Origin of the sequence: Nonomuraea sp. NPDC048901 (assembly GCF_040649695.1) — a bacterium.
In the GTDB taxonomy this organism is placed as follows: Bacteria; Actinomycetota; Actinomycetes; order Streptosporangiales; family Streptosporangiaceae; genus Nonomuraea.
On the sequence record NZ_JBEZFW010000005.1, the window covers coordinates 322,370 to 345,048 of the forward strand.

Here is a 22,679-nt window from a genome sequence, read left to right on the forward strand (position 1 = left end):
CACGACGGGACCGTCACAGGGATCGAGACGGTCGTGTGGACGGACCACCCGGGGACGGTCACCGCACTTGCGCGCTAGAGGCGCAGTGACGCGATCGCGGCGCGGTGGTCGCTGCCCGTCGCCGGGGCCACCCCCGCCTTGGTCGCCGTCATCCCCTTGAACAGGATGTGGTCCGGCCTGGTGATCGGGAACTCCGACGGCCAGGTGAACCCGAAGCCGTCGCCCGCCGTGAGCTGCGCGTCCGTCAGCGGCGGAGTGAGTCCCTGCATGCCCCGGTCGGTGGTGGCGGTGTTGAGGTCGCCGAGCAGCAGGATCCGCTTGCTCGGGTCGGCGTCGATGAGCTTGCGGGCGTGGGCCAGGGACTCATCGCGCGAGGCGGTGTGGCCGGGGCGGGCGGAGGCCAGGTGCATGACGTACACGGTGACCTTGCCCTTGGGCGTGGCCACCACGGCCCGCAGCGCGCGCGGCCAGCCCATGCCGACGTCGAGCGGCTTGGTCTCGGTGATCGGGTAGCGGCTCCACAGGCCGACCGTGCTCACCGGATAGTGGTACTTGAACATCTTGTTGAGCTGCTTGGCGGCCGGGCCGCCGCTGGTCAGCTCCTGGGCCGCCAGCAGGTCGAGGTCTTCGGCGATGCGACGCACCGCCTCGCCCGAGGCGCTGTTGGTGACGCCCACGTTGACCGTGCCGACCGCCAGGTCGCTCTGGCCACCGGGCGGGGTGCGCATCAGCGTGGAGCCGAACATGGACGCCCACACCACGCCGGGCACGAGCGCCGCGGCCGTGGCCAGCTTGGAGCGTGCCACGACGGCCGCCACGAGCAGCATCGGCACGATCAGTCCGAACCAGGGCAGCAGGCTCTCCATCACCGGGGTGAACCCGCCGAGCACCGGGATCAGCTGATGCCCCGCCAGTCCCACGGCGAGCACGGCGGACACGGCGATGACGACGCGCTTCAGCATTCGACCCAGGCTAGCCGCTCGCTGCCGGTGACGCGGCGCGCTAACCTGTTGCCGTCGCAACGGAACAACATTCGGTTCATCGGGAGCCCGGCATGCGCATCGGTATGGCACTGAACTACTCGGGCGGCTTCAAGGAGTCGGTCGCCGAGTTGGCCGACTACGAGAAGGCGGGTCTCGACATCGTCTTCGTCGCCGAGGCCTACAGCTTCGACGCCGTCAGCCAGATGGGCTACATCGCGGCCAAGACCGAGCGGCTGGAGATCGCCTCCGGGATCCTGCCGATCTACTCGCGCACCCCGGCGCTGCTGGCGATGACCGCCGCGGGCCTGGACTACGTCTCCGACGGGCGCTTCACGCTGGGTCTCGGCGCCTCGGGGCCGCAGGTGATCGAGGGCTTCCACGGCGTGCCGTACACCGCGCCGCTGGCCCGTACGAGGGAGATCATCGAGATCTGCCGCCAGGTGTGGCGGCGCGAGCGCCTGGAGTACGAGGGCAAGCACTACACGCTGCCGCTGCCGCCCGGCCAGGGGACCGGGCTCGGCAAGCCGCTGAAGATCATCAACCATCCGGTACGCCCCCGCATCCCCATCGTGATCGCGGCCATCGGCCCCAAGAACGTCGAGCTGGCCGCCGAGCTCGCCGAGGGCTGGGAGCCGATCTTCTACGTACCCGAGAAGGCCGCCGACGTGTGGGGCCCGTCGCTGGCCGCCGGGCGGGCCAAGCGGCAGGACGAGCTGGGCGAGCTGGACGTGATCGCGCAGGCGTCGCTGGCGATCGGCGACGACGTGGCGGGGCTGCTGGAGTTCGGGCGGCCGATGGCGGCGCTGTACATCGGCGGCATGGGCGCCAAGGGCCGCAACTTCTACAACGACCTCGCGCGGCGCTACGGCTACGAGAAGGAGGCCGAGGCGATCCAGGAGCTGTACCTCGACGGGAAGAAGGAGGAGGCGGCGGCGCTGGTGCCGCATGAGTTGCTGGAGAGCATGTCGCTCATCGGGAGCGACGGGTTCGTCCGGGACCGGGTGGCGGCGATGAAGGAGTCCGGGGTGACGACGCTCAACATCGCGCCGTTCGGGGCGACGCACGAGGAGCGGGTGAAGCTGATCGAGCGGATCAAGGAAATCGCCTCCTGATTTCCGCCGGGCGACCGAAGCACTCCCCGGATCCGATAGTCTTTCTCTTGCGACGCGGGGTGGAGCAGTTCGGTAGCTCGCTGGGCTCATAACCCAGAGGTCGTAGGTTCAAATCCTGCCCCCGCTACCAAGGTAAAAGGCCCTTCAGGATAATCCTGGAGGGCCTTTTCGCGCGTCCAGCCACAATGCCTCGCTTCGCTCGGGCTGTGCTTCTGGGGGCGCCGTGCCGGCGCGCAAAGGGCTTCGCCTGGTGCGCTTACCCAGAAGTCGAGGTTCGTGTTCGGCCCGGGCCTCAATGCGTCCAGCTCTTCTCCAGGAGGGCGGACGTTCTTCATGTCGGGCTGGCTTCGGATGCGTTGGTCGTCGGCGCGTCACCGAATCCGGGCATACAGAAGTTCGCGTGGTGAGTGCGGGTTGCGAAAGACTGCCCAGGACGGTAAGCGGTCTCCTGGGCGAATCGATGCGCATCGCACCGGCTGAGACGGCATGCTGGTTCGGGTGCCCCAGGGCGCCAATCCCTCCATGCCGGAAGGTGCACTAGTCATGACAGGCAGCCCTCAGCGGGGCGCTTTCCTCAAAGAGCACATGAACGCCGTGCTGGCGATGGTCACCGTCGCTCTGGAAGCACGGGAGAGCGGCGACACCAGCGACCCCATCGGCCTGCAGGTGATCGGCCGGGTCATCAACGAGGTTCCGCGGGAGGTCGCCGCGATGGCCTCCCTGCATCTCATCCTCCTGCTCGTACGGCACCTCGCGCGGGTGCAGGGACGACCCGTGGACGAGGTGTGGCAAGAACTCGCGCTGATCTACGCCGAGGACTGGCCCGAGGACGATGCGCCCCGGGCGTGACGCGCTCGTCCGTCATTAGACGTCTGGGTACCCCAGCGGGTTGACAGTGGCGGCGTCCTGCCCTGATCGCTCCTTGTGGGGCGGCAGAGGCCCGTGGGGGCCTAGGGTGGGTCGAAATTGCCGTTTCTGTAGTTATTGGCGGAAATAATGTCCGACGCGACGCCGTCTTTGGTCGCCGGCCGGTATCGGCTTGATGAGCTCATCGGCAGCGGGCCGACGGGCGAGGTGTGGCGCGGCTACGACCAGCGCGCCGACTGGACCGTGGCCGTGAAGATGCTGGACGCCGGGGCGGCCACGCCCGAGGTGCTCCGGCAGCATGCCCAGGCCGTGGCCCGGGTGATCCATCCGAACGTGGCCATGGTGCTCGACGTGGGTGACCACGAGGGGGCGCCGTTCCTGGTGATGGAGTTCCTCACCGGGGAGAGCATCGGCGAGGAGGTGGCCGGGCAGGGACCACTGCCCATCACCGAGGTCTGCGACCTCATCGGGCAGGCGGCCGCGGGACTGGAGGCGGCGCACCGGGCCGGGGTGGTGCACGGCCAGATCGGACCCGACAGCTTCCGGCGGGCCGGGAGCGGGGTGCTCAAGGTCGTGGGGTTCGGGCTGGCCGACCAGGTGTCCTCGGACGACGGCGTACTGTATCGGGCGCCCGAGATGATCGACGGACGCGGCGGGGAGGCCGCCGCGGACCTGTACGCGCTCGGGTGCGTCTGTTATGAGGCGCTGTGCGGCCGCCCGCCGTTCGAAGGCTCGCCGGACGAGGTCGGCGAGCGGCACCTGCACGCCGAGCCCGAGCCGCCGAGCCGCCACCGGGCGGAGGTGCCGGGCGAGCTGGACCGGCTGGTGCTGGCCATGCTCGCCAAGGATCCCGCCGCACGCCCGGCCGGCGGTGAGACGGTACGCCGAGCGCTGGCCGCCATCGCCCGCCCACCCCGCAGCCAGCCCGCCCCGGCCACGGGACCCCACCCCGGTCAAGCCACGTCCCCCATGGCGCCCCAGGGCGGAGCATCCCAGGGTGCTCAGGCGGGCCCGAACCAGGGCGGTGCGCCTCAGCCCGGTCAGGCCACATCCCACCCGGGCGGCGTTCCGCAGACCGGCCAGATCTTCGCCCAGCCGGGCGCGGGTGGGTCTGCGGGGCGTGGGGTGGATGCGGCCCGGGCGGGTGCCGGTGACACTCGCGCCATGCCCGCCGGGGTGTTTCACGACGGCGGTGGCCCGCGTAAGGGGGATACGGCGATCTATGACGCGCCGCCACCTCCGCCGTCGTCCAACCGCCGCCTGTTCGTGCAGCTGGGCGCGGCCTTGGCCGTGATCGCGGTCGTCACCGTGGGCCTGGTCCTGTGGGCGGGCTCGCGCGGCAGACCCGAGGCCGGGCCGACGCCCTCGGCGACGCCCATCGTCACCACGCCGGCCCCGGAGCCGACGCCGACGGAGACCCCCGAGCCGTCCACGTCCATCGCGCCCCTCCCGACCGATGCGGGCCCTACCCCGAAACCCAAGGGCACGCTGGCCAACAGCGTTCCGCCCGGAGGGTGGGTGAAGTGGCTGGGTGAATTCGACGCGTCCTTGACGGCTCAGGAGACCATCGGCGACATCGAGCCCCGCGCCGCCAGGAAGGCCCACGAGAAGATCAGGAAGGCCGGCCGGAAGTTCCTGGAGAACCACGACGACTCGGCACTCGACCAGGTCACGGGCATCATGCGCGACCTGCGCAAGGGCCAGGAGAAGGGCGACGTACCCACCTCCGGACCCCTCAACGACTTCCTCGACAACTGGAAGCCCTGACCCCGACGCCCGGTCCGAGGATCCCTCGGACCGGGCGCCCCGGGATCGCCCGAATGCTCGGTAGCTTCCCTGAAGGGGACGTCTCTCCGAAGGGACGCCTGCCGTGACGGACCGTGGATCCGTGACGGCCCGTGGTGGCTGAGGCCTTTGGGAGGATCCCCCCTTCGGGGGCGGAAGAAGACAGGCGGTCGTGTGACGAACCACCGCCCTCAGCGCGACATCAGCGAGAGCGCGTAGACGCCGATGGCCGCGAAGTCGTCCGCCGGTTCCGACGCCTGCCAGGACCGCACGTCGTCCACGAACCGGCTGCCCCGCCCGGTGAACGGCGCGTAGCGGTCCACGCCGTCCGACGGGCAGGGCACCATCCCTTCCAGGTGGCCACCCAGCCCGTCGTGGAACAGTGACGCGTCGTTCGGCCCGTTCACCACGGCCCCCGTGGCGGGCTTCCGGGTGATGTCGGAGATCTGGTAGTGCGGGCACCGGATCGCGTTCTCGCCCGCCCCGGCGACGAACGACACGCCCCAGGCGTTGGCGCCGAACACCCAGCCGCGCTGCCGCGTCCCGAAGGCGTCGTAGGCCCGGTCCCCGCTCACCGACGCGTACAGTCGCGACGTCGCCGCCAGCCCGAACGCGTGCGGCACCGCGTCGAACTCGGCGTACGCGGCCCCCGCCCGGAACGGATCCTTGGCCGCCCGCGCGGAACCGATCTCCAGCTGGGCCCGCAGATCGTCAACCAGCTGCTGCTCGGAGACCGCCAGCCCGTCGGAGATCTTCTGCTGACCCCCCGAGCCGACCAGCGCCGGCTGCCCGTCCGGGCCCATCACCTGGTCGGCCTGCACCGGGCTGGACGCGTCCGCCTGCCGGATCGCCTTGACCAGGTCGGTGTGGGCGAGCGCGCTCACGTCGTACAGGTTGAGGGTGTCGTCCCCGGTCTCGTGCTCCAGGTACTGGCCGGCCCAGCGCGTGGCCTGCTCCAGCCAGCCCACGGCCCGGTCGTCGCCGAGCCGCAGCGCCGCCAGCGCCAGCTCGGCGCCGCCCAGCTCCATGTCGTCGCGCCAGGCGCTCTCCGGGTAGAAGGCGTGCGGCAGCGACGTGACGAGCTGCCCCACCTTCTCCGTCTTGGCCATCGCGTAGACCGCCGCCGCCTTGCCCAGCAGTGCCGTCGCCCGCTCCCGGGAGGGTTCCAGCTGCGCGGCCAGCGCGAAGGCCGCCGCGGTACGGCCGGCCAGGTTCGGGCTGATCGGCTTGCCGGGGGCGGCCGCGCGGAAGACCGGCCGGTGGCGCAGGTAGCGGTGCTTGGAGGTGTCGTCGGACTCGGGCAGCCGCCAGACGTCGTGGTCTCCGACGTAGGTGGCCGCCTTGTCGCCCGCGCCGATGCCGACCTGGATGTAGAGGGTCTTGGAAGCGCCGTCCCACATTTTGTCCAGATATTTCAGGCCATGGGTGGCTTCGCGATTGAGACTCTGGTCGGGTCCGCCGTCCCGGACCGAGGCCCAGAGCAGTGTGTCGACATAAGCCAGGATGTGGGTGAACTTGAGATAGTCGCCCGCGTCGAACCAGCCACCCTCGACGTTCACCGGCCCGCCGATTTTCCGCAGCCCGCCCTTGATCTCGTCGGTGTCCGGCCCGGTGAACACGGGCCAGTCGTAGACCGAGGCGGCTTTGTCGTTGGCATGCCTGCGGCCGCCGTCGCGCTGCCCCTCGAAGAAGGTGAGGATCTTCGAGGTGGGCGAGGCCGGGGCGATCCGGAAGGCGGGGGAGGTGATCGTGCCGGACTTGATCCGGTAGCGGCCCGGGTCCTTCAGCGACGTGAGGTCCAGGCCGTACACGTGCCCGTACGTGCCGTTCCAGGAGCCCAGGTCGCGGCCCGCCGTACCCTTGAGCACCTCGCGCCCGTCGTCGCGGACGACGCTGAAGCGGGCGCCCGCGGACCGCGCGCGGGTCATCAGGAAGGCGTGCTTGGACTCCGCGGGGGCGAAGCCCACTTGATCGACCCGGATGTGACCGGGTGGCGGCGGCGCGGCGGCGGCCGGGACACTCCCCATGGTCAGAACGGTCAAGGCGACAGCTAAGGCGTACCGCATCATGGGGCGCTCCATGGAATTATGAGAACAGCGTTCGGCACGGTATTCGCGTGTGACAGGGGAGGTCAATAGTGGCGCGAGGGTTAATACACGTACATTGACGAAATGACCGTCAATTATCCGGAACGCCGGGCGCGGGTCGCGGAAATGCTGCCCGCGCGCGAGGTCGACGCGATCCTCGTCACCTCGGGCGTCAACGTGCGCTACCTCACCGGGCTGGAGAGCTCGAACGCCGCGGTGCTCGTCAAGGCCGACGGCTCCGCGCTGCTGGTGACCGACAACCGCTACATCGAGAAGACGCGCGGGCTGGACGTGGCGGCCGTCGAGGCGTCCGACGTGGCGGCCCGGCTGGCCGCGCCCGGCATCGGGATCGAGGCGGCCAGCATGAGCGTGGCGACGTTCAACCGGCTGAGCAGCCTGCTGGAGAGCGGGCCCGTGCCGCTGGAGCCGCTCGTGGAGGTGCTGCGGGCGGTCAAGGACGACGACGAGCTCGAACTCCTCCGTACGGCCTGCGCGATCAGCGACCAGGCACTCGCCGACGTGATGGGCAACATCGGCCCCGGCGTCACCGAGCGCGACGTCGCCCGGCTGCTCGAGGCCCGGATGATCGAACTGGGCGCCGACGGTCCGGCCTTCGCCACCATCGTCGCGGCGGGCGAGAACGGCGCCATCCCGCACCACGCGCCCACCGGCAGGGAGCTGCGCACGGGCGACCTGGTCACCGTCGACTTCGGCGCCTGCTACCAGGGCTACCACGCCGACATGACGCGTACGGTCGCCCTGGGCGGCCCGGCCGCCTGGCAGCGGGAGATCTACGACCTGGTCGCCGAGGCGCAGCGCGCGGGCAGCCGGGCGCTGGCGCCGGGCGCGACGGCCAAGGAAGTGGACGCGGCCGCCCGCTCGGTCATCGAGGCGGCGGGTCACGGCGGCCACTTCAGACACGGCCTCGGTCACGGCGTCGGGCTGGAGATCCACGAGGACCCGTTCCTGGGCCCGTTGAGGACCGGTAGACTTGAGGATCGAGTTCCTGTCACCGTCGAGCCGGGGATCTATCTCCCGGGCCGGGGCGGTGTTCGCATCGAGGACACCCTTGTGACACGCACGGGCGGGCCGGAACTCCTCACGAAGACGACCAAGGAGCTGCTCGTCCTTTGAGCGGCCACACGCGGGAGAATACGAGTGGCGACGACCAACGACCTCAAGAACGGCATGGTGTTGAAGCTCGACGGCGGTGAGCTGTGGGCCGTTGTGGAGTTCCAGCACGTCAAGCCGGGCAAGGGCGGCGCGTTCGTCCGCACCAAACTCAAGAACGTGCTCTCGGGCAAGGTCGTCGACAAGACCTTCAACGCCGGCGTGAAGGTCGACGTGGCCAACGTCGACAAGCGCGAGATGCAATATTCCTACAAGGACGGCGACGACTTCGTCTTCATGGACACCGAGACCTACGACATGGTCAACGTGCCCTCCGGGACGGTCGGCACCGCCGCCAACTACATGCTCGAGAACACCCTGGCCACGATCGCCTTCAACGAGGGCTCCGCGCTCTACATCGACCTGCCCGCGGCGGTCGAGCTGATCATCTCCAACACCGAGCCCGGCCTGCAGGGCGACCGCTCCACCGGCGGCACCAAGCCCGCCACCCTGGAGACCGGCGCCGAGGTCAAGGTTCCGCTCTTCATCACCACCGGCGAGAAGATCAAGGTCGACACCCGCAGCGGCGAATACCTCGGCCGGGCCTGAGGTGTCGGCGCGAGGCAAAGCACGCAGGCGTGCGCTCGACATCCTCTTCGAGTCCGAACTGCGCGGCGAGGATCCACTGCGGATCCTCGCCGAGCGGGTCGAACGGCAGGAGCCCCCGGTCAACGAATACACCTCGACCATCGTCGAGGGCGTGGCCCGTCACCAGGCCCGCATCGACGAGCTGATCACCACCTACTCCGAGGGCTGGACCCTCGACCGCATGCCCGCCGTCGATCGCAACCTGCTGCGGGGCGGCACCTATGAGCTCCTGTGGATGCCCGGCGTCCCCGAGGGCGTGGTCATCAGCGAGTGGGTGCACCTGGCGGGCGAGCTGTCGACGGATGAGTCGCCCCAGTTCGTGAACGGGCTGCTGGCCCGCTTCAAGCAGCTGAAGCCAAGTATCACTCTTTAGACAGCCTCTTCGGATGCATCGGGTTCTACCTCCGGCGGATACCGGCCCCACCGAGTAGAAGAAGTTCCTACTTCTGATCCGAAGTCCGTCCATATTCGCGAGGTACGTTCCACATACGCGGCCTGCACGGCTTGCGCTAGGCGAGGGACGTGTATGCCGCACGGTCAACCGTTCGACGCCCGCCGGGCGCATGGTTGACCGTGCGGCTCGGCCAGGAGCCCACCCGCCCCGGTCCCGTCCCGAGCCAGGAAGACAGCGCCGGCCATGGGCGCCGACGCCCCACAAAAGGCCCCGCCGGACCATCCCAGCCGGCGGGGCACCAGTGTCCTACCAGGTCCAGTCGGAGTGCGCCTCGGCCCGCCACGTCTTGGGGAAATACTGCTGGATGGCGAAGGCCATGCCGATGCCCCGGGCGATGAACTGGTCGCGCTCCAGCTTCCTGGTGATCGGCTTGCCGGGCGCGCCCTGGTTGTCCCACCAGGACTCCCACTGCTTGACGCAGGTCTTCCGGCCGTACTTCGCGTTGGAGCAGGGCGCGGGCGGCGACCAGATCTGCGTGTGGCCGAAGTCGACCACCTTGCCCGAGGACTCCTCGGTGATGGTGCCCCAGGCCTTGAGGCAGTACGCCTGGCCGGGGATGTCCCACTTCACGTAGTGCTGCCGGCCGCTGGTGGCCAGCGTGCGCAGGTCGTCGCACTTGGCGTCGCCGATCTGCTCCTTGGTGACCCGCACGCGGTAGTAGGTGCCGTTGTCGCGCCAGCCGTCGAGCATGACCCAGTCGCCGTCGTGGACGAACTTCTCCGCGTAGTTCGGCGGCCACTTGGCGGGATCGCCCCAGCTGATCTCCGACGTGGTGTCCGACAGCGGCTTCCAGGCCCACTGCCCGGCGGCCTTGCCGTCGGCCCAGAACTGGCCGGCGCTGCGGGACATCATGCGCGAGTACGCCCCGTAGACCTCGCCCGCCGTCTCCGCCTGAGCCGGTACGGACGGCAGGAGCCCCAGGGCCACCACTGCCAGCGCAATATACCGAAAAATCCTCATACGTCCCTCTGTGTATAGATCGTCGGCGGCAAGTCCATCGCAGCAGGTGGCACCCGTGGGCGCGCTTCGACGATCCTGGAAGCGAGGAGGCGGAGCGGGCGATCTCCCACACCGCGTAGGCTGGGGCGGGAGCTTTAGGGGACGGAGCTTTAGGGGCATGGTCGGGCGACATGGGTTCGTGGAGCAGAGGGAGGCGAGCCGAGGTTGCGTTCTGAAGGGCGTACCGCGGGCGTGACGAGGACTCCGGCGGTGCGGACCGCCGTGGTCTGGGCGGCGCTGCGGGCGGTGCTGTCCGAGCGGGCGGCCGCCACGGGGCGCGACGCTCTCGACATCGTCGACGCCGGCGGCGGGACCGGCGGGTTCGCGGTGCCGCTGGCCGAGCTTGGCCACACGGTCACCGTGGTCGACCCGAGTCCCGACTCGCTGGCCGCGCTGGAGCGCCGGGCCAAGGAGAAGGGCGTGGGCGTGCGCGCCCTGCAGGGCGACGCCGCCGACTTGGGCGACCTGCTCGACCACGACAGCGCCGACCTGGTCATCTGCCACAGCGTGCTCGAATACGTCGAAGACCCGATCAGCGCCCTCACGGCCGTCGCCGGAGTGCTGCGCGCGGGCGGCGCGGTCAGCGTGCTGGCCGCCAACCCGGTCTCCAGCGCCATCCACCGGGCGCTCGCGGGCCAGTTCGACGAGGCCAGGGCCGTGCTGAGCGACCCGAGGGGCAGCTGGGGCGACCGTGACCCCACCCCGCGCCGCTACACCGCGGAGACGCTCGCCCAGCTGCTGGCCGCGACCGGGTTCACGGTCGGCGAGGTGCACGGCGTGCGGGTGTTCGCCGACCTGGTGCCCAGCAGGCTGGTCGACGGCGAGCCGGGCGCCGCCGAGGCCCTCGTGGCGCTCGAACAGGCCGCCGCCGTCCATCCCGTGCTGCGTGACATCGCCACGCAGCTCCATGTCCTGGGCCATCGCGGCTGACCTGCCCCTACCATGGAACACGTGTTCGGATAGAATGGTGGCGTGTCTCGCAAGCAGATCACGGGCATCGGCCCCGCTCCTCAGACCGGGGCCGATGACGGCGGCTGCCCGATCCTGCACGTCGACATGGACGCCTTCTTCGCCAGCGTCGAGCTGCTCGACCGCCCGGAGCTGCGAGGGCGCCCGGTGATCGTCGGCTCGCCGGCCGGGCGCGGCGTGGTGCTCAGCGCCACCTACGAGGCCAGGGCTCACGGCGTGCACTCGGCGATGCCCATGAGCAGGGCCCGCCGGATATGTCCTCAGGCCACCATCATCCCGCCCAGCCACGGCAAATACTCCGAGGTCTCCAAGGGCGTCATGGAGATCTTCCACGCGATCACCCCGATGGTCGAGCCGATCGCCTCCGACGAGGCGTTCCTCGACGTCGGCGGCGCGCGGCGCCGGCTGGGCCCGCCCGCCGTGATCGCCGCGATGATCAGGGCCCAGGTGCTGGAGCGCTACGGCATCACGTGTTCGGTGGGGGTGGCGAGCAGCAAGTTCGTGGCCAAGCTCGCCTCGAAGCAGTGCAAGCCAGACGGCCTCCTGGTGGTCCCCGAGGGCGAGGTGGTGGATTTCCTCCACCCGCTGCCCGTCTCGGCCCTGTGGGGCGTTGGCGAGCGCACGGAGCAGTCCCTGACGCGCCTCGGCATCCGCACGGTCGGCGATCTGGCCAAGGTCCCCGTCAACACCCTGCGGCGCGAGCTGGGCCAGGCCGTGGGAGGTCATCTGGCGGCGCTGGCATGGGGGCGCGACGAGCGCCCGGTGACCGCGCACGTGCCCGACAAGAGCATCGGCAACGAGGAGACCTTCGCGGCCGACATCGACGATCCCGAAGTGATCAAACGCGAATTGCTGCGCCTGTCCGAGCGAGTGGCCGCCCGGATGCGTAAGGCCGGTCACGTGGGCAGGACAGTGAGCGTGAAGCTGCGCCGAGCCGACTTCTCCACGATCAACCGGTCCAAGACCCTCAGAGAGCCGACCGACGTGGCCCAGGAGATCTACGCGACCGCCTGCGAGCTCTTCGAGGCCGCCGGGCTCGAGCGGGTGCGGCTGCGCCTGGTCGGGGTCAGGATGGAAAACCTGCGCCCCGCCGATTCATCCTCCCGCCAGCTCGGTCTGGGCGAGCGGGAGACCGGCTGGCGAGAGGCCGAACAGGCGATGGATCGAGCAATCCGGAGATTTGGTCCCGATGCGGTGCTCCCGGCGTCGCTTGTACGCGGCAGACTTGATGAAATGGAGGCATGACGTCGATGTCACGATTTCTGAGGAGGGGCGCTGGATGACCCACAATGGAGTCATGACGTCACCTCCGGTTTGGTCTGCGTTGGGCGTTCGCTTTCGCCTACGTCTCCGGCCTCGTATTCTGGGGATAACCGACCGCGAGGTTCGGACACCCCGTGTCGTCCGTTGCCGTCTTCCCCGTCCTGGGGCCGTCCTTGGGAGGCGCCGTGCCGCTCTCTGACCACGAGCAGCGCTTGCTCGACCAGATCGAGCAGGCCCTCTACGCCGAGGACCCGAAGTGGGCCAACACCGTAAGGATCAGTGATCCGCGCAGCCATTACAAACGTCGCCTCATCAAGGCCTCCATTGGCTTTGCGCTCGGCGTCGTTCTGCTGATGGTCGGCGTAGTGATCAATTTGATTCCCCTCGGCGTCGGCGGTTTCGTGGTCATGCTCGCCGCGTGTCTGTGGGGTCTGTCCAGCTGGAAACGCATGAACGGGTTCGGCGACGCCGCGCCCGCCTCTGGTGCCTCCGTCTCGGGCAAGCCGGCCCGCCGGGGCAACCGAGGCAGCTTCATGGAGCGCATGGAGGAGCGCTGGCGCCGTCGTCACGACGAGCGCTGAGCGCCGGACGACCTCCAGACGACCGTGCGGCCGCCCCCGGAAAGGGGACGACCGCACGGTCGATTCGGACGTTCACGAGCCCTTGTGGGCCGCCGTCCGCCGCCACCTGATGTTCTCCAGCCGGTCGAAGCCGTCGAGCACTCCCTCGCCCATCCGACGCAGCCGCCGTAGCGTCGACGGGGGCAGCAGCAGGGCCCGCACCCGCCTCCAGCGCGACACCGTGGCCGCCAGCGCCTGCCGTACCTTGCGAAGGTCCTTCCTCATCGGCGCGATCTCTCCGGCGTCCCGCGCGAACAACGCCCGCTCGACCGCCGAGGCGATCGTCGCGATGGACGCGGCCGGCTCGGCCCCGAACTCATAGCGCTCGGTCAGCCGCCGCGCCAGCGCCCGGGGCGTCTCGCTGGGCTCGCGGGCCATTCCGTAGTCGAACAGCACGTCGTCCAGCTCCGCCCAGGCGGCCGCCACGGCCGGGTGGCTGCCCGCCACGACCCTGGCCGTCATATCGTCCGACGGCTCGGACACCTTCCAGCCCAGCGCGCGGACCCGCCTGCTCCTGGTGATCAGCCGGATCCCCGCCGGGATCAGCAGGATGAGCAGGAGCACCCCCACGCCGATGCCGATCTTGCCGATCAGCGGCATCGAGTCGTCCACCGGCAGCCCGCTGTCGGCGATGGTGGCCTCGCGGTCGAGCGCGCGGGGGTTGTCCCGGTTCTGCGGGCCGAGCGGCGAGTCGTCGGTCGTGCTGGTCGCCCCGGGCGTCGGCGTCGAGCCGTCACTCGTGGAACGGGGGAGCGGCTGCGTGTAGGCGGGCACCCGGGCGCTGCCCTGGCCGAGCGAGCCCGTCGGAGTGGGCTCGAACGGCAGCCAGCCCACGCCGTCGAAGTACAGCTCCGGCCACGAGTGGGAGTCGTTCGTGCCGACCGTCCACCTGTCGCCCTCCTTCGTGCCGCCCGTGTAGCCGATCGCCACCCTGGCGGGGATGCCCCTCAGCCTGGCCAGCACCGCCATCGACGCGGCGAACTGCTCGCAGTAACCGGCCCTGCTGCGCAGCAGGAAGTCCTTCAGCGCGGAGTTGCCGGAGCCCTGCGTCTTGAGGCTGTAGGTGAAGTCACCGGTCTTGGTGAAGAACTCCTGGATCTTCACCGCGGCCTCGTAGCTCGTCCGGGCGTTCGCCGTCACCTTGGCCGCCAGGTCCCTGATCTCCGGGGGCAGGTTGTCGGGCAGCTTGAGGTAACGCGGGTCGCTCGCCGAGGCCCTGGCCTGCGGCAGCGCCTCGAGCAGGTCGCTGGTCACCGCGGGCTCGGTGGTGAAGACCTCGTAGCCGAGTCCGGCGGCCTCGTCCCTGGTGGAGAAGACCATCAGGGTGGTGGTGTCCGCGCGCCAGTCGCCGTCGATGTTGATCTGCCGCGGCGGGTACGGCAGGGGCAGGAACGACAGCCGCTCGATCTCGTCACTGAGCTGGATCTTGGTCGTCACGTTCGAGACCTTGGTCGCCGGTGACAGGCCGGGCGGAGTGGGCAGCGGGCCGTTCTCCGTCCTGTTGTCCGGCGAGCCTTTGGGCTCGGTCATGCCGAACTGCTCGCCGTCGAAGGTGTCGAGTGAGTAGATCCGCAGGTAGCGGGGCTTGTCGTCGGTGTTGGTGTAGGACAGGACGACGCGCCGCTCCGGCAGCTCCAGCTGGCCCTTCAGGCCGGCGATGGGGTTCGGGATGCTGATCGAATTGCCCCTGCCCGACCCGTTGCCGCCCACCCCGAAGGTGAAGAACGACACCGGCTCCATCGCCGGCAGCGCCGCGGGCACCAGGACCGCCAGCGCGATCGCGGCGAACCCGATGCGCTTGCCCGACAGGCGCAGCCCCCGGGTGTCGGCCGTCTCGCGCTCGGCGCCCGGCACCGGTGAGGTGGCGACGCGGGTCCGCCTGACCAGCACCGCGCGTCCCCAGTGGCCGACGCGTTCACGGCCGTCGGCGATCAGCAGACCGGTGAAGCCGAGGGCGGCGATGATGAACGCGGGCCAGCTGATCGGATCCGCCAGGATCGTGGCCGGCACCGTGGCCAGCGCCAGCATCGGCAGCCCCGCCAGCGCCGCCCGCCGCAACCGCGCGGCGAACAGGTCCACCACGAGCGCGATGAGCCCCACGCCGCCGGTCGTCAGCAGCGCGATGCCCTCGGTGGCGGGCACCGGCGCGGCGAAGCGCTGGATGTCGGCCCAGCCGGTGCCCAGCAGCTTGGCCAGCTCCACCACCGACCCCTTGGTCGGCACCACCCAGGCCCACGCCTTGTCCGAGGCGAAGGCCATGGTCAGATAGATCCACAGCGCGGCCACGTTCACCAGGGCCGCCGCCCACGCGGGCAGCGACAGCCGCCCGCTCACCAGGCCACCGCACATCACCGCGAGCACCGCGCCCAGCGACCCCCAGAACCAGGAGCCGCCCTGGAAGAGCGGATAGAGCAGGACGGCCGCGCAGAACGTGGCCACCGCGGAGGCGATCGACAACCTCATGCCGCACCTCCCGCCGAGTTGAGCGCGTACCTGCCGCGGTTGGCGGCGTCCTGCCAGACCGAGGCGATCGGGACGCCGGCGGGCAGCCGCACGATGCGCCACCCGTAACCGGCGAGGACCGCCTGCACCGCCTGGTAGTTCTCCGTGGAGCCCGGCTCGCCGCCGTCCCACGTGCCCACGTCGAGGAGTACGGCCACGCCGGTGATGCCGCTGTGCCTGAGCCTGGCCAGCTCCCTGGCCTCCTCCGGGTCCAGCGAGCCGAGCACGGCCACGATCAGCCCGTCGCCGCCGCCCTGACGCAGCGCGGACACGCCCAGCTCCAGCGAGCGGGCGGGGCTGTTCCGTACCACCGCGAGGGTGTCGAGCAGCGACCAGCTCAACCCGGTGTCGGTCAGATGTTCGGCGCCCTGATCGGTCACCAGGCGCAGGCCGAGGCCCTCGTGGGCGAGATGCACGCCGATCGAGGCCGCGGCCGAGACCGCCACCTCGAAGGAGGAGCGCGGGCCCTCGCCGCGGTGGGCGTAGCGGCGCGTGTCGAGCAGCAGCGCGCCGCGGCTCTGCCACTGCTGCTCCTCGCGCCGCACCATCAGCTCGCCGTGGCGGGCGGTGGAGCGCCAGTGCACCCGCCGCAGGTCGTCGCCCTGCCGGTACTCGCGCGGCGCCACGTCGTCGTCGCCGGCCGCCGCCACACTCCTGGTGCGGCTGTCGCCGCCCCCGGTCCACTCACCCGACAGCCGTACGTGGGGCAGCGCCACCACCTGCGGCGTCACCACCAGCGTGTCGCTGATGGTGAACCCCCGGGTGAGCTCCACCAGTCCGAACGGGTCGGTGATGCGCACGGACAGCGGGCCGATCGTGTAGCGGCCGCGCAGGTCGGAGCGGACCCGGTAGTCGATCTCCCGGATCCCGCGCGACTCCACCCGGTCCAGCACGAACCGGGGCCGCACGCCCAGCGCGTACGGAACGGTGTCCTCGATGAGCAGCAGCCCGGTGGGCAGCCGGGTGACGTTCTCCAGGCGCAGCGTCACGGTCGCCTCGCCGCCCACCTCCGCCCTGGCCGGGTCGAGGCGCCGCGCGCAGCTCAGCCGGTAGCGGGTGCGCGCCACCACCATCGCGGCGAGCAGCGGCAGCGCCGTCACCAGGACCCCGATCCTGAACAGGTCGTTCTCACCCAGGAGGAAGGCCATCAACATGGCGGCCACCCCGGAGGCCAGGAACGAGCGTCCCCGGGAAGTCAGCGCCCGCAGCCCGTCTCTCACGACGCTCGCGTCTCCGGCACGGGCACGCGCCTGACCAGCTCGGTCACCACCTGCTCGGGCAGGCGGCGCTGTCCCTGGGCCTCGACGCTGGGCAGCAGCCGGTGCGCGAGCACCGGCACGGCCAGTTCCTGCAGGTCGTCGGGGATGACGTAGTCGCGCCCGGACAGCGCCGCGTTGGCCCTGGCCGCCCTGACCAGCTGCAGCGTCGAGCGCGGCGAGGCGCCCAGCCGCAGGTCGGGGGAGTGGCGGGTGGCGACGGCGAGGTCGATGGCGTACTTCTTGACCGGCTGCGAGACGTACACGCCGCGGACCGCCTCGATCAGCGCGCGCACCTCGGCGGTCGTGGCGACCGGCTGCAGCTTGTCCAGCGGCGGGGTGCCGCCGTGCACGTCGAGCATCTCCAGCTCGGCCGAGGGCTCCGGGTAGCCCATCGCGACCCGGGCGGTGAAACGGTCGCGCTGCGCCTCTGGGAGGGGATAGGTGCCCTCCATCTCGATCGGGTTCTGCGTGGCGATCACCATGAAGGGCGCGTCGAGCGGGTAGGTCACTCCGTCGACCGTGACCTGGCGCTCCTCCATGCACTCCAGCAGCGCCGACTGCGTCTTGGGCGAGGCCCGGTTGATCTCGTCGCCCACCACGATGTTGGCGAACACCGGCCCCGGCTTGAACTCGAACTCCCGGGTCTGCTGGTTGTAGGCGCTCACACCGGTGATGTCGCTGGGCAGCAGGTCCGGCGTGAACTGGATGCGCCGGACCGGGCAGTCGATGGACCTGGCCAGTGCCTTGGCCAGCATGGTTTTTCCGACTCCCGGCACGTCCTCGATCAGCAGATGGCCCTCGGCCAGCAGGACAGTCAGGGTGAGGCGGACGGCGTCCCCTTTGCCCTCGATCACCGACTCGATCGCCTGCCGAATCCGGTGCGCGGTGGAGACCAGCTCGTCGAGCCGGCTAGGGACGTCATGGGTTACTGCCACCAGGCCTCCATGAGAAGTGCTACGGCAGTCCCGCGTGCCAGGGCGTGATTGCGGGAGCCATGCCATTCCTTTTCCATTGTGTGTACGACCCTACGACGCTGGGGGTTCTTGGGCGACTTTTACCGATATTCCAGAGAACCTGCCCCCAGTTGCGGTTCTTGTGCCATACGGGTGCGAATCCCGTGACAGTGGCCACCGCGATGCGCTCCACTTTCCACCACGCGGCGCTTCGTGAAGCGCTTGATCCGCTAATTCCATGGTCATTCCAACCCTCGACACGCCCATGAGGGTTGGACCGCGCCCCACCGCCCCCCACCCGGCGGCATGGCTCTGACCTGCACTAACGCGCGGCGATCTAGTGACGAAGCGGCTGGGAATCAGTTGACGGTGGGGAGAAGTGGAGTATGGTGGTGCGCAGTGGAGGGCCCGGTGCGCCAGCGCTGAGCGCTTCGCTAGGCACGGGAGGTGGGGCCGATGTTCCTCGGCACCCATCAGCCGCGTCTGGACGACAAGGGACGGCTGTTCCTGCCGGCTAAGTACCGTGAGGAGCTGGCGGAGGGTCTTGTGATCACCAAAGGCCAGGAGCGATGCCTCTACGTCTTTCCCGTAGAGGAGTTCCAGCGCATTACCGAGGCTCTCAGCACCGCCCCGGTCACCGCCAAGGCGGTGCGCGACTACAGCCGCGTCTTCTTCGCCAGCGCGTCCGACGAGACGCCTGACAAGCAGGGGCGCATCACGATCCCGCAGAGCCTGCGCCAATACGCGGGCCTCGTGCGTGACTGCGCGGTCATCGGGGCCAACACCCGGTTGGAGATCTGGGACGCCCAAGCCTGGGACACCTATCTCGACGCGCAGGAGCAGGCATTCGCCGATCTGTCGGAGGAGGTGCTGCCAGGGATTCTGTAGAGCCACGGTCGATCCGTCGGAGATGTCGTTCGGCGAGGTCTCCACCCGCAACCACTGCCGGCCAGCTGATGCACCTTCCCCGGTGTCAGATGGCGGGCGTCCACGAAGAGGGTGCGGATGGGGACCTGGCCGGACGGCGCCGGGTGGGGGCCAGGTGGGCCGATGATCGTCCGGACGCGTCATCCGCGAGCAAGGACGCGAGAGGGGGGTTGGAGATGTACGACAACGCAGGCACGGGCGGTCACGTTCCGGTCATGCTCGACCGCGTTCTGGAGCTCTTGGCTCCGGCGCTGACCGGCCAGGAGCCCGTCGTCGTCGACGCCAACCTCGGCCTCGGTGGCCACTCGGAGGCCCTGCTCGCCGCTCATCCGTCTCTGCACCTGATCGGCATCGACCGCGACCCGTTCGCGATCGAGTTCTCCACGCGCAGGCTCGCCCCCTACGCCGACCGGACCACGCTGGTCCACGCCTCGTCCGACGAACTGGCCGACGTGCTCGCCCGTACGGGCCGCGCCACCGTCGACGGGGTGCTGTTCGACCTCGGGGTGTCCTCGCCGCAACTGGACGAGGCCGAACGCGGGTTCGCCTATTCCTATGACGCTCCGCTCGACATGCGGATGGATACGGATCAAGAGCTCACAGCGGAGAAGGTGGTCAATACCTACTCGGCCGCGGAGCTAACCCGCATCCTCCGCGATTACGGAGAGGAACGGTTCGCACCGCGTGTCGCGCGCCTAATTATCCAGGAAAGGGCCAAGGACCCCATAACGTCGACTAAGCGGTTGGCCGAGATCGTTCGTCAGGCGATTCCAGCCGCTACTCGGCGCACTGGGGGCAACCCCGCCAAGAGAACTTTCCAGGCGCTGCGCATCGAGGTCAACGCGGAGCTCGCCGCCCTGGAGGCGGCGCTGCCCGCGGCCCTCGACGCGCTGGTGCTCGGTGGGCGAGTCGTCGTGCTCTCCTACCACTCCCTGGAGGACCGGCTCACCAAGCAGGTCCTCGCGGCGCGAACCAAGGACACCGGCCCCCCTGGGTTGCCCGTCCCGCTGCCGGCTCATCAGCCGCGGTTCCGCCTGTTGACGAGGGGAGCCGAGCTCCCAAGTGAAGAAGAGTTGGCCCGCAACCCGCGGGCGACCTCGGCCCGGCTACGGGCGGCAGAGAGGATCCGTGTTGACCACCAGGACTGAGCAGGAGAGCAGGCGGGGCGCGGCCGTCCGCGGCGTCCCGCAGAAGACGGCGCCCAAGCCCGGCCCGCGCAGGCCCGGCGTGCCTCACCAGTCCAAGCCCATCCCGCGTTCGCGCCCCGACGGTCCCGAGACGACCGGTCCCGGCGGGACTTCGGCGAGCCAGGAGCGGGCGCGCCCGGCACTCAAGCGACGTCCGTCGCGGGGGCGCCAGCGGGCCCCGTTCGTGCTGCTGGTCGTCGGGCTGATGTGCGGCGGCCTGATGAGCCTGCTGCTGCTCAACGTCGTTCTGGCGCAGGACTCCAACACCGCGGCCAACCTGCGCAAAGAGATCGAGGTGGCACGGCAGGCCAACGAGGACGCCAAGCTCGTCAACGAGACGAACATGGGTCCCGGCCCGGTCGCCGACCAGGCCGAGATGCAGGGTCAGCACCGTGACTGGGGCAAGCCCAACGTGCTGACCGAGGCGGGCGCCGACACCAGCCAGGTGGACCAGGGACGGTGAGAGACACAGGCGGCAGGGGGCAGGGTCCCGGCCGCGGCGGCGCCGGTTCCCAGGGAGGGCCCGGCGCCTCTCGCCGTACCCCCGGCGGGCCGGGGCGGCAGGGGCGGCAAGCGGGGTCGGCTCGCTCGGAGGGGGCGGGCCGGCCCGACGATCCACCCAAGGAGCCGAGAAAGCGGCCGGACCCGCTCGACCTCCCGTTCGGGCCGTTCGTCAGGGACGAAGGCCGCGACGACGGGGACGACCGCGGGGCCCGGCGCCCGCAGGACCCGGCTGACGGGCCCCGCGGCCGCTCTCGCGAGGACGAGCGTGACGGTCCGCGCGGTAGATCCCGAGAGGACGACCGCGACGGCCCGCGTGCCCGGCCTCGGCAGGGTGGTGACGGGCCGAGGGGGCGTTCCCGGCAGGACGGGGACGACGCCGCCAAGGAGCGTGCCCGCCAGCGTTCCGTGCGTCCGCGCCCGGAGGCCGGCCGCCCCAGGGATCGCATCCCCCCGGCCAGGGACGAGCGCTCCCGGGCCCGCCAGGACGACGGGCCGCTCCGCCGTACCCGCGAAGAGGTCCCCCGTGACGTGCGCCGGGCCCGCGACGAGGGTCCCGGCGACGGCGGCAGGCTTCGCCGTACCCGCGATGACGAGCACACGCGCGTGCAGCCCGGGCGGCGCAGCGGCGAGGGGCCGCCCCGCAGGCCCCCGGCCCCCCCGCGCCCGCCCAAGCCGTCGCCTGTGCTGCGCCTGGGCAACCCGCGCCGGCGCATCAACATCGGCCTGATCGGCATGACGTTCATCCTGTCGATCTTCGGCGGGCGGCTCGTCCAGATGCAGGGCCTCGACTCCAAGGTCTACGAGGCGCGGGCCGTGGGCCAGCGCACGCAGACTGAAGAGATCCCGGCCAAGCGCGGGTCCATCACCGACGTCAACGGCCACGCGCTGGCCGTCACCGTCGAGGCCCGCGAGATCGCCATCGACCCCAGCAAGATCAAGGATGAGGTGCGGCCGAAGATCACCGCCGTGCTCGCCGCGCAGCTCGGCCGGCCCCAGGAGGAGATAGCCGCCAAGCTGGCCAAGAAGGACACCCAGTACCAGCTCCTGGCCAGGGACGCCGACCCGCTCGTGGCCAGCCGCCTGCTCAAGGCGGAAGTGCCCGCGATGACCACGAAGAAGACCTACCGCCGCGTCTACCCGGGCGGTGACCTGGCGGGCAGCCTGATCGGGTTCGTCGGCGACGAGCAGAGCGGGCTGGGCGGCATGGAGCAGGCGCGGGACACCCTGCTGAAGGGGCGAGACGGCCAGCAGCGCGTCGAGACCGGCCGCGACGGCCAGCGCATCCCCATGACCAGCAGCCAGCGCACGGTCCCGGTCGACGGCCGCGACGTGCGGCTGACCATCGACCGCGACATCCAGTGGGCCGCCCAGCAGGCGGTGGCCAAGCAGGTGAGCGACTCCGGCGCGAGCAGCGGCACGGTCATCGTCATGGACGTGCGCAACGGGCAGATCATCGCCATGGCCAACGCCCCCGAGCTCGACCTGAACAACTGGCGCAAGGGCCCCGCGTCCCTCTACGTCAACCGGGCCGCCTCCGAGGTCTTCGAGCCAGGCAGCACCAACAAGGTGATCACCGCCGCCGCCACCCTGGAGGCCGGCGTGGTCTCGCCCGACACGGTCTTCCAGGTCAAGGACAACATCAGGTGCGCGGACCGGGTGCTGCACGACGCGCACCCGCACAAGCCGGAGCCGATGACCTACCGCCAGGCCGTGGCCGAGTCCAGCAACGTGGCCACCATCATGGCCGCGCGCAAGGTCGGCAGCCAGCGCCTCTACGAGATGCTGAAGAGCTTCGGCTTCGGCGCGCGGCCGGGCGGCGGCGTGCCCAACGCGGAGGCCGGCCTGCTGCCCGACTACAAGAACTGGTCGGGCAGCCAGAGCTGCACGATCGCCTACGGGCAGGGCGTGTCCGTGACCGCGCTGCAGATGGCCAGCGTCTACCAGACCATCGCCAACGGCGGCGTCAAGATCGAGCCGCAGATCGTCGCGGGCACGACGGATGAGTCGGGCAGGTTCGTACCGTCCGCTCCTGGTAAGGAGACCAGGGTGGTCAGCGACAAGACCGCCAAGGAGATCACCACCATGCTGGAGACCGCGGTGAGCGCCGAGGGCACCGGCGAGCTGGCCGCCATCCCGGGATACCGGGTGGCGGGCAAGACCGGCACCGCCAACCGCTACGACGCGCAGCTGGGCCGCTATGACGGCTACACGGCGTCGTTCGCCGGATTCGCCCCCGCCGACGCGCCGCGGCTGGTCGTGCTGTCCGTGCTGCAGAATCCCACGAAGGACCACTTCGGGGGCCAGGTGGCGGCCCCTGTTTTCAAGGACGTGATGACGTTCGCCATCAAGAGCAAGAAGATTCCGCCCTCCGGCTCGGCCGCGCCCACGGTGCCGACGCGCGCGGGACAGTGACCAGGGAAGGTACGCTGCGGCCGTGCGTCCCCCGTCGT

Annotated in this window: 19 protein-coding genes and 1 tRNA gene; 14 read left to right on the plus strand and 6 right to left on the minus strand. The window is 70.3% G+C overall.

The annotated features are described in order from the left end of the window. Positions 1-74: 74 nt before the first annotated feature. Complete coding sequence (locus AB0C30_RS19150; RefSeq protein ID WP_357945356.1) at positions 75-962, minus strand: endonuclease/exonuclease/phosphatase family protein; 888 nt, start codon at positions 960-962, stop codon at positions 75-77. Positions 963-1,054: 92 nt separating this feature from the next. Between AB0C30_RS19150 and AB0C30_RS19155 the strand changes: the two genes are divergently transcribed. The 4 genes from AB0C30_RS19155 to AB0C30_RS19170 all read left to right on the plus strand — a co-directional run bounded on the left by AB0C30_RS19155 (position 1,055) and on the right by AB0C30_RS19170 (position 4,729). Next, positions 1,055-2,095, plus strand: a complete 1,041-nt coding sequence (locus tag AB0C30_RS19155; protein WP_357945359.1) for an LLM class F420-dependent oxidoreductase — start codon at positions 1,055-1,057, stop codon at positions 2,093-2,095. Positions 2,096-2,148: 53 nt separating this feature from the next. Then, positions 2,149-2,225, plus strand: a tRNA-Met gene (locus tag AB0C30_RS19160). A gap of 413 nt (positions 2,226-2,638) precedes the next feature. Continuing rightward, positions 2,639-2,944, plus strand: coding sequence for a hypothetical protein (locus AB0C30_RS19165; RefSeq protein WP_225291804.1), 306 nt, complete (start codon positions 2,639-2,641; stop codon positions 2,942-2,944). Between the two features lie 147 nt (positions 2,945-3,091). Next, on the plus strand, positions 3,092-4,729 hold the full coding sequence (locus tag AB0C30_RS19170) for a protein kinase (RefSeq protein ID WP_357945362.1): 1,638 nt from the start codon (positions 3,092-3,094) through the stop codon (positions 4,727-4,729). A 209-nt stretch (positions 4,730-4,938) separates the two neighbouring features. Here AB0C30_RS19170 and AB0C30_RS19175 read toward each other — a convergent pair whose 3' ends face one another. Beyond that, the gene (locus AB0C30_RS19175; protein WP_357945365.1) at positions 4,939-6,774 is read right to left on the minus strand and encodes a glycoside hydrolase family 9 protein; all 1,836 of its coding nucleotides are present in this window, start codon (positions 6,772-6,774) and stop codon (positions 4,939-4,941) included. A gap of 144 nt (positions 6,775-6,918) precedes the next feature. Between AB0C30_RS19175 and AB0C30_RS19180 the strand changes: the two genes are divergently transcribed. The 3 genes from AB0C30_RS19180 to nusB are packed head-to-tail and all read left to right on the plus strand — an operon-like array spanning position 6,919 to position 8,965. Further along, positions 6,919-7,968, plus strand: a complete 1,050-nt coding sequence (locus tag AB0C30_RS19180) for a Xaa-Pro peptidase family protein (RefSeq protein WP_357945367.1) — start codon at positions 6,919-6,921, stop codon at positions 7,966-7,968. A gap of 24 nt (positions 7,969-7,992) precedes the next feature. Then, positions 7,993-8,553, plus strand: a complete 561-nt coding sequence (efp, locus tag AB0C30_RS19185) for an elongation factor P (RefSeq protein WP_357639628.1) — start codon at positions 7,993-7,995, stop codon at positions 8,551-8,553. A 1-nt stretch (position 8,554) separates the two neighbouring features. Continuing rightward, positions 8,555-8,965, plus strand: a complete 411-nt coding sequence (gene nusB / locus AB0C30_RS19190; protein ID WP_225291799.1) for a transcription antitermination factor NusB — start codon at positions 8,555-8,557, stop codon at positions 8,963-8,965. 327 nt (positions 8,966-9,292) lie between these two features. On the opposite strand, the gene AB0C30_RS19195 is transcribed toward nusB, so the two are convergent. Beyond that, complete coding sequence (locus AB0C30_RS19195) at positions 9,293-9,973, minus strand: hypothetical protein (RefSeq protein ID WP_357945369.1); 681 nt, start codon at positions 9,971-9,973, stop codon at positions 9,293-9,295. A gap of 282 nt (positions 9,974-10,255) precedes the next feature. On the opposite strand from AB0C30_RS19195, the gene AB0C30_RS19200 reads away from it, so the two are divergent. The 3 genes from AB0C30_RS19200 to AB0C30_RS19210 all read left to right on the plus strand — a co-directional run bounded on the left by AB0C30_RS19200 (position 10,256) and on the right by AB0C30_RS19210 (position 12,858). Then, positions 10,256-10,975, plus strand: coding sequence for a methyltransferase domain-containing protein (locus AB0C30_RS19200; RefSeq protein WP_357945372.1), 720 nt, complete (start codon positions 10,256-10,258; stop codon positions 10,973-10,975). Positions 10,976-11,017: 42 nt separating this feature from the next. Then, positions 11,018-12,259, plus strand: coding sequence for a DNA polymerase IV (gene dinB / locus AB0C30_RS19205; protein ID WP_357945375.1), 1,242 nt, complete (start codon positions 11,018-11,020; stop codon positions 12,257-12,259). A 203-nt stretch (positions 12,260-12,462) separates the two neighbouring features. After that, positions 12,463-12,858: a DUF3040 domain-containing protein gene (locus AB0C30_RS19210; RefSeq protein ID WP_357945377.1), complete on the plus strand. Its 396-nt coding sequence runs from the start codon at positions 12,463-12,465 to the stop codon at positions 12,856-12,858. Positions 12,859-12,930: 72 nt separating this feature from the next. Here the strand turns inward: AB0C30_RS19210 and AB0C30_RS19215 are convergent, their stop codons facing one another. Genes AB0C30_RS19215 through AB0C30_RS19225 form a run of 3 tightly spaced genes read right to left on the minus strand, consistent with a single transcriptional unit; the run spans position 12,931 to position 17,593 of the window. Then, complete coding sequence (locus AB0C30_RS19215; protein ID WP_357945379.1) at positions 12,931-15,360, minus strand: DUF3488 and transglutaminase-like domain-containing protein; 2,430 nt, start codon at positions 15,358-15,360, stop codon at positions 12,931-12,933. Next, positions 15,357-16,619: a DUF58 domain-containing protein gene (locus tag AB0C30_RS19220; RefSeq protein WP_357945380.1), complete on the minus strand. Its 1,263-nt coding sequence runs from the start codon at positions 16,617-16,619 to the stop codon at positions 15,357-15,359. The genes AB0C30_RS19215 and AB0C30_RS19220 overlap by 4 nt, the downstream gene beginning before the upstream one ends. Further along, on the minus strand, positions 16,616-17,593 hold the full coding sequence (locus tag AB0C30_RS19225) for a MoxR family ATPase (protein ID WP_357639605.1): 978 nt from the start codon (positions 17,591-17,593) through the stop codon (positions 16,616-16,618). Before AB0C30_RS19225 ends, AB0C30_RS19220 begins: the two co-directional genes overlap by 4 nt. Positions 17,594-18,067: 474 nt before the next feature. Here AB0C30_RS19225 and mraZ point away from each other — a divergent pair, with 474 nt between their 5' ends. The 4 genes from mraZ to AB0C30_RS19245 all read left to right on the plus strand — a co-directional run bounded on the left by mraZ (position 18,068) and on the right by AB0C30_RS19245 (position 22,641). Continuing rightward, positions 18,068-18,499, plus strand: a complete 432-nt coding sequence (gene mraZ / locus AB0C30_RS19230) for a division/cell wall cluster transcriptional repressor MraZ (protein WP_214637671.1) — start codon at positions 18,068-18,070, stop codon at positions 18,497-18,499. Positions 18,500-18,714: 215 nt separating this feature from the next. Continuing rightward, entirely contained in the window at positions 18,715-19,686 is a 972-nt protein-coding gene (gene rsmH, locus AB0C30_RS19235) for a 16S rRNA (cytosine(1402)-N(4))-methyltransferase RsmH (RefSeq protein WP_357945382.1), read from the plus strand. Further along, positions 19,670-20,188, plus strand: coding sequence for a hypothetical protein (locus tag AB0C30_RS19240; protein WP_357945384.1), 519 nt, complete (start codon positions 19,670-19,672; stop codon positions 20,186-20,188). Before rsmH ends, AB0C30_RS19240 begins: the two co-directional genes overlap by 17 nt. After that, a complete protein-coding gene (locus tag AB0C30_RS19245) occupies positions 20,185-22,641 on the plus strand; it encodes a penicillin-binding transpeptidase domain-containing protein (protein WP_357945386.1) in 2,457 nt (818 codons plus the stop codon). Before AB0C30_RS19240 ends, AB0C30_RS19245 begins: the two co-directional genes overlap by 4 nt. Positions 22,642-22,679 lie beyond the last annotated feature (38 nt).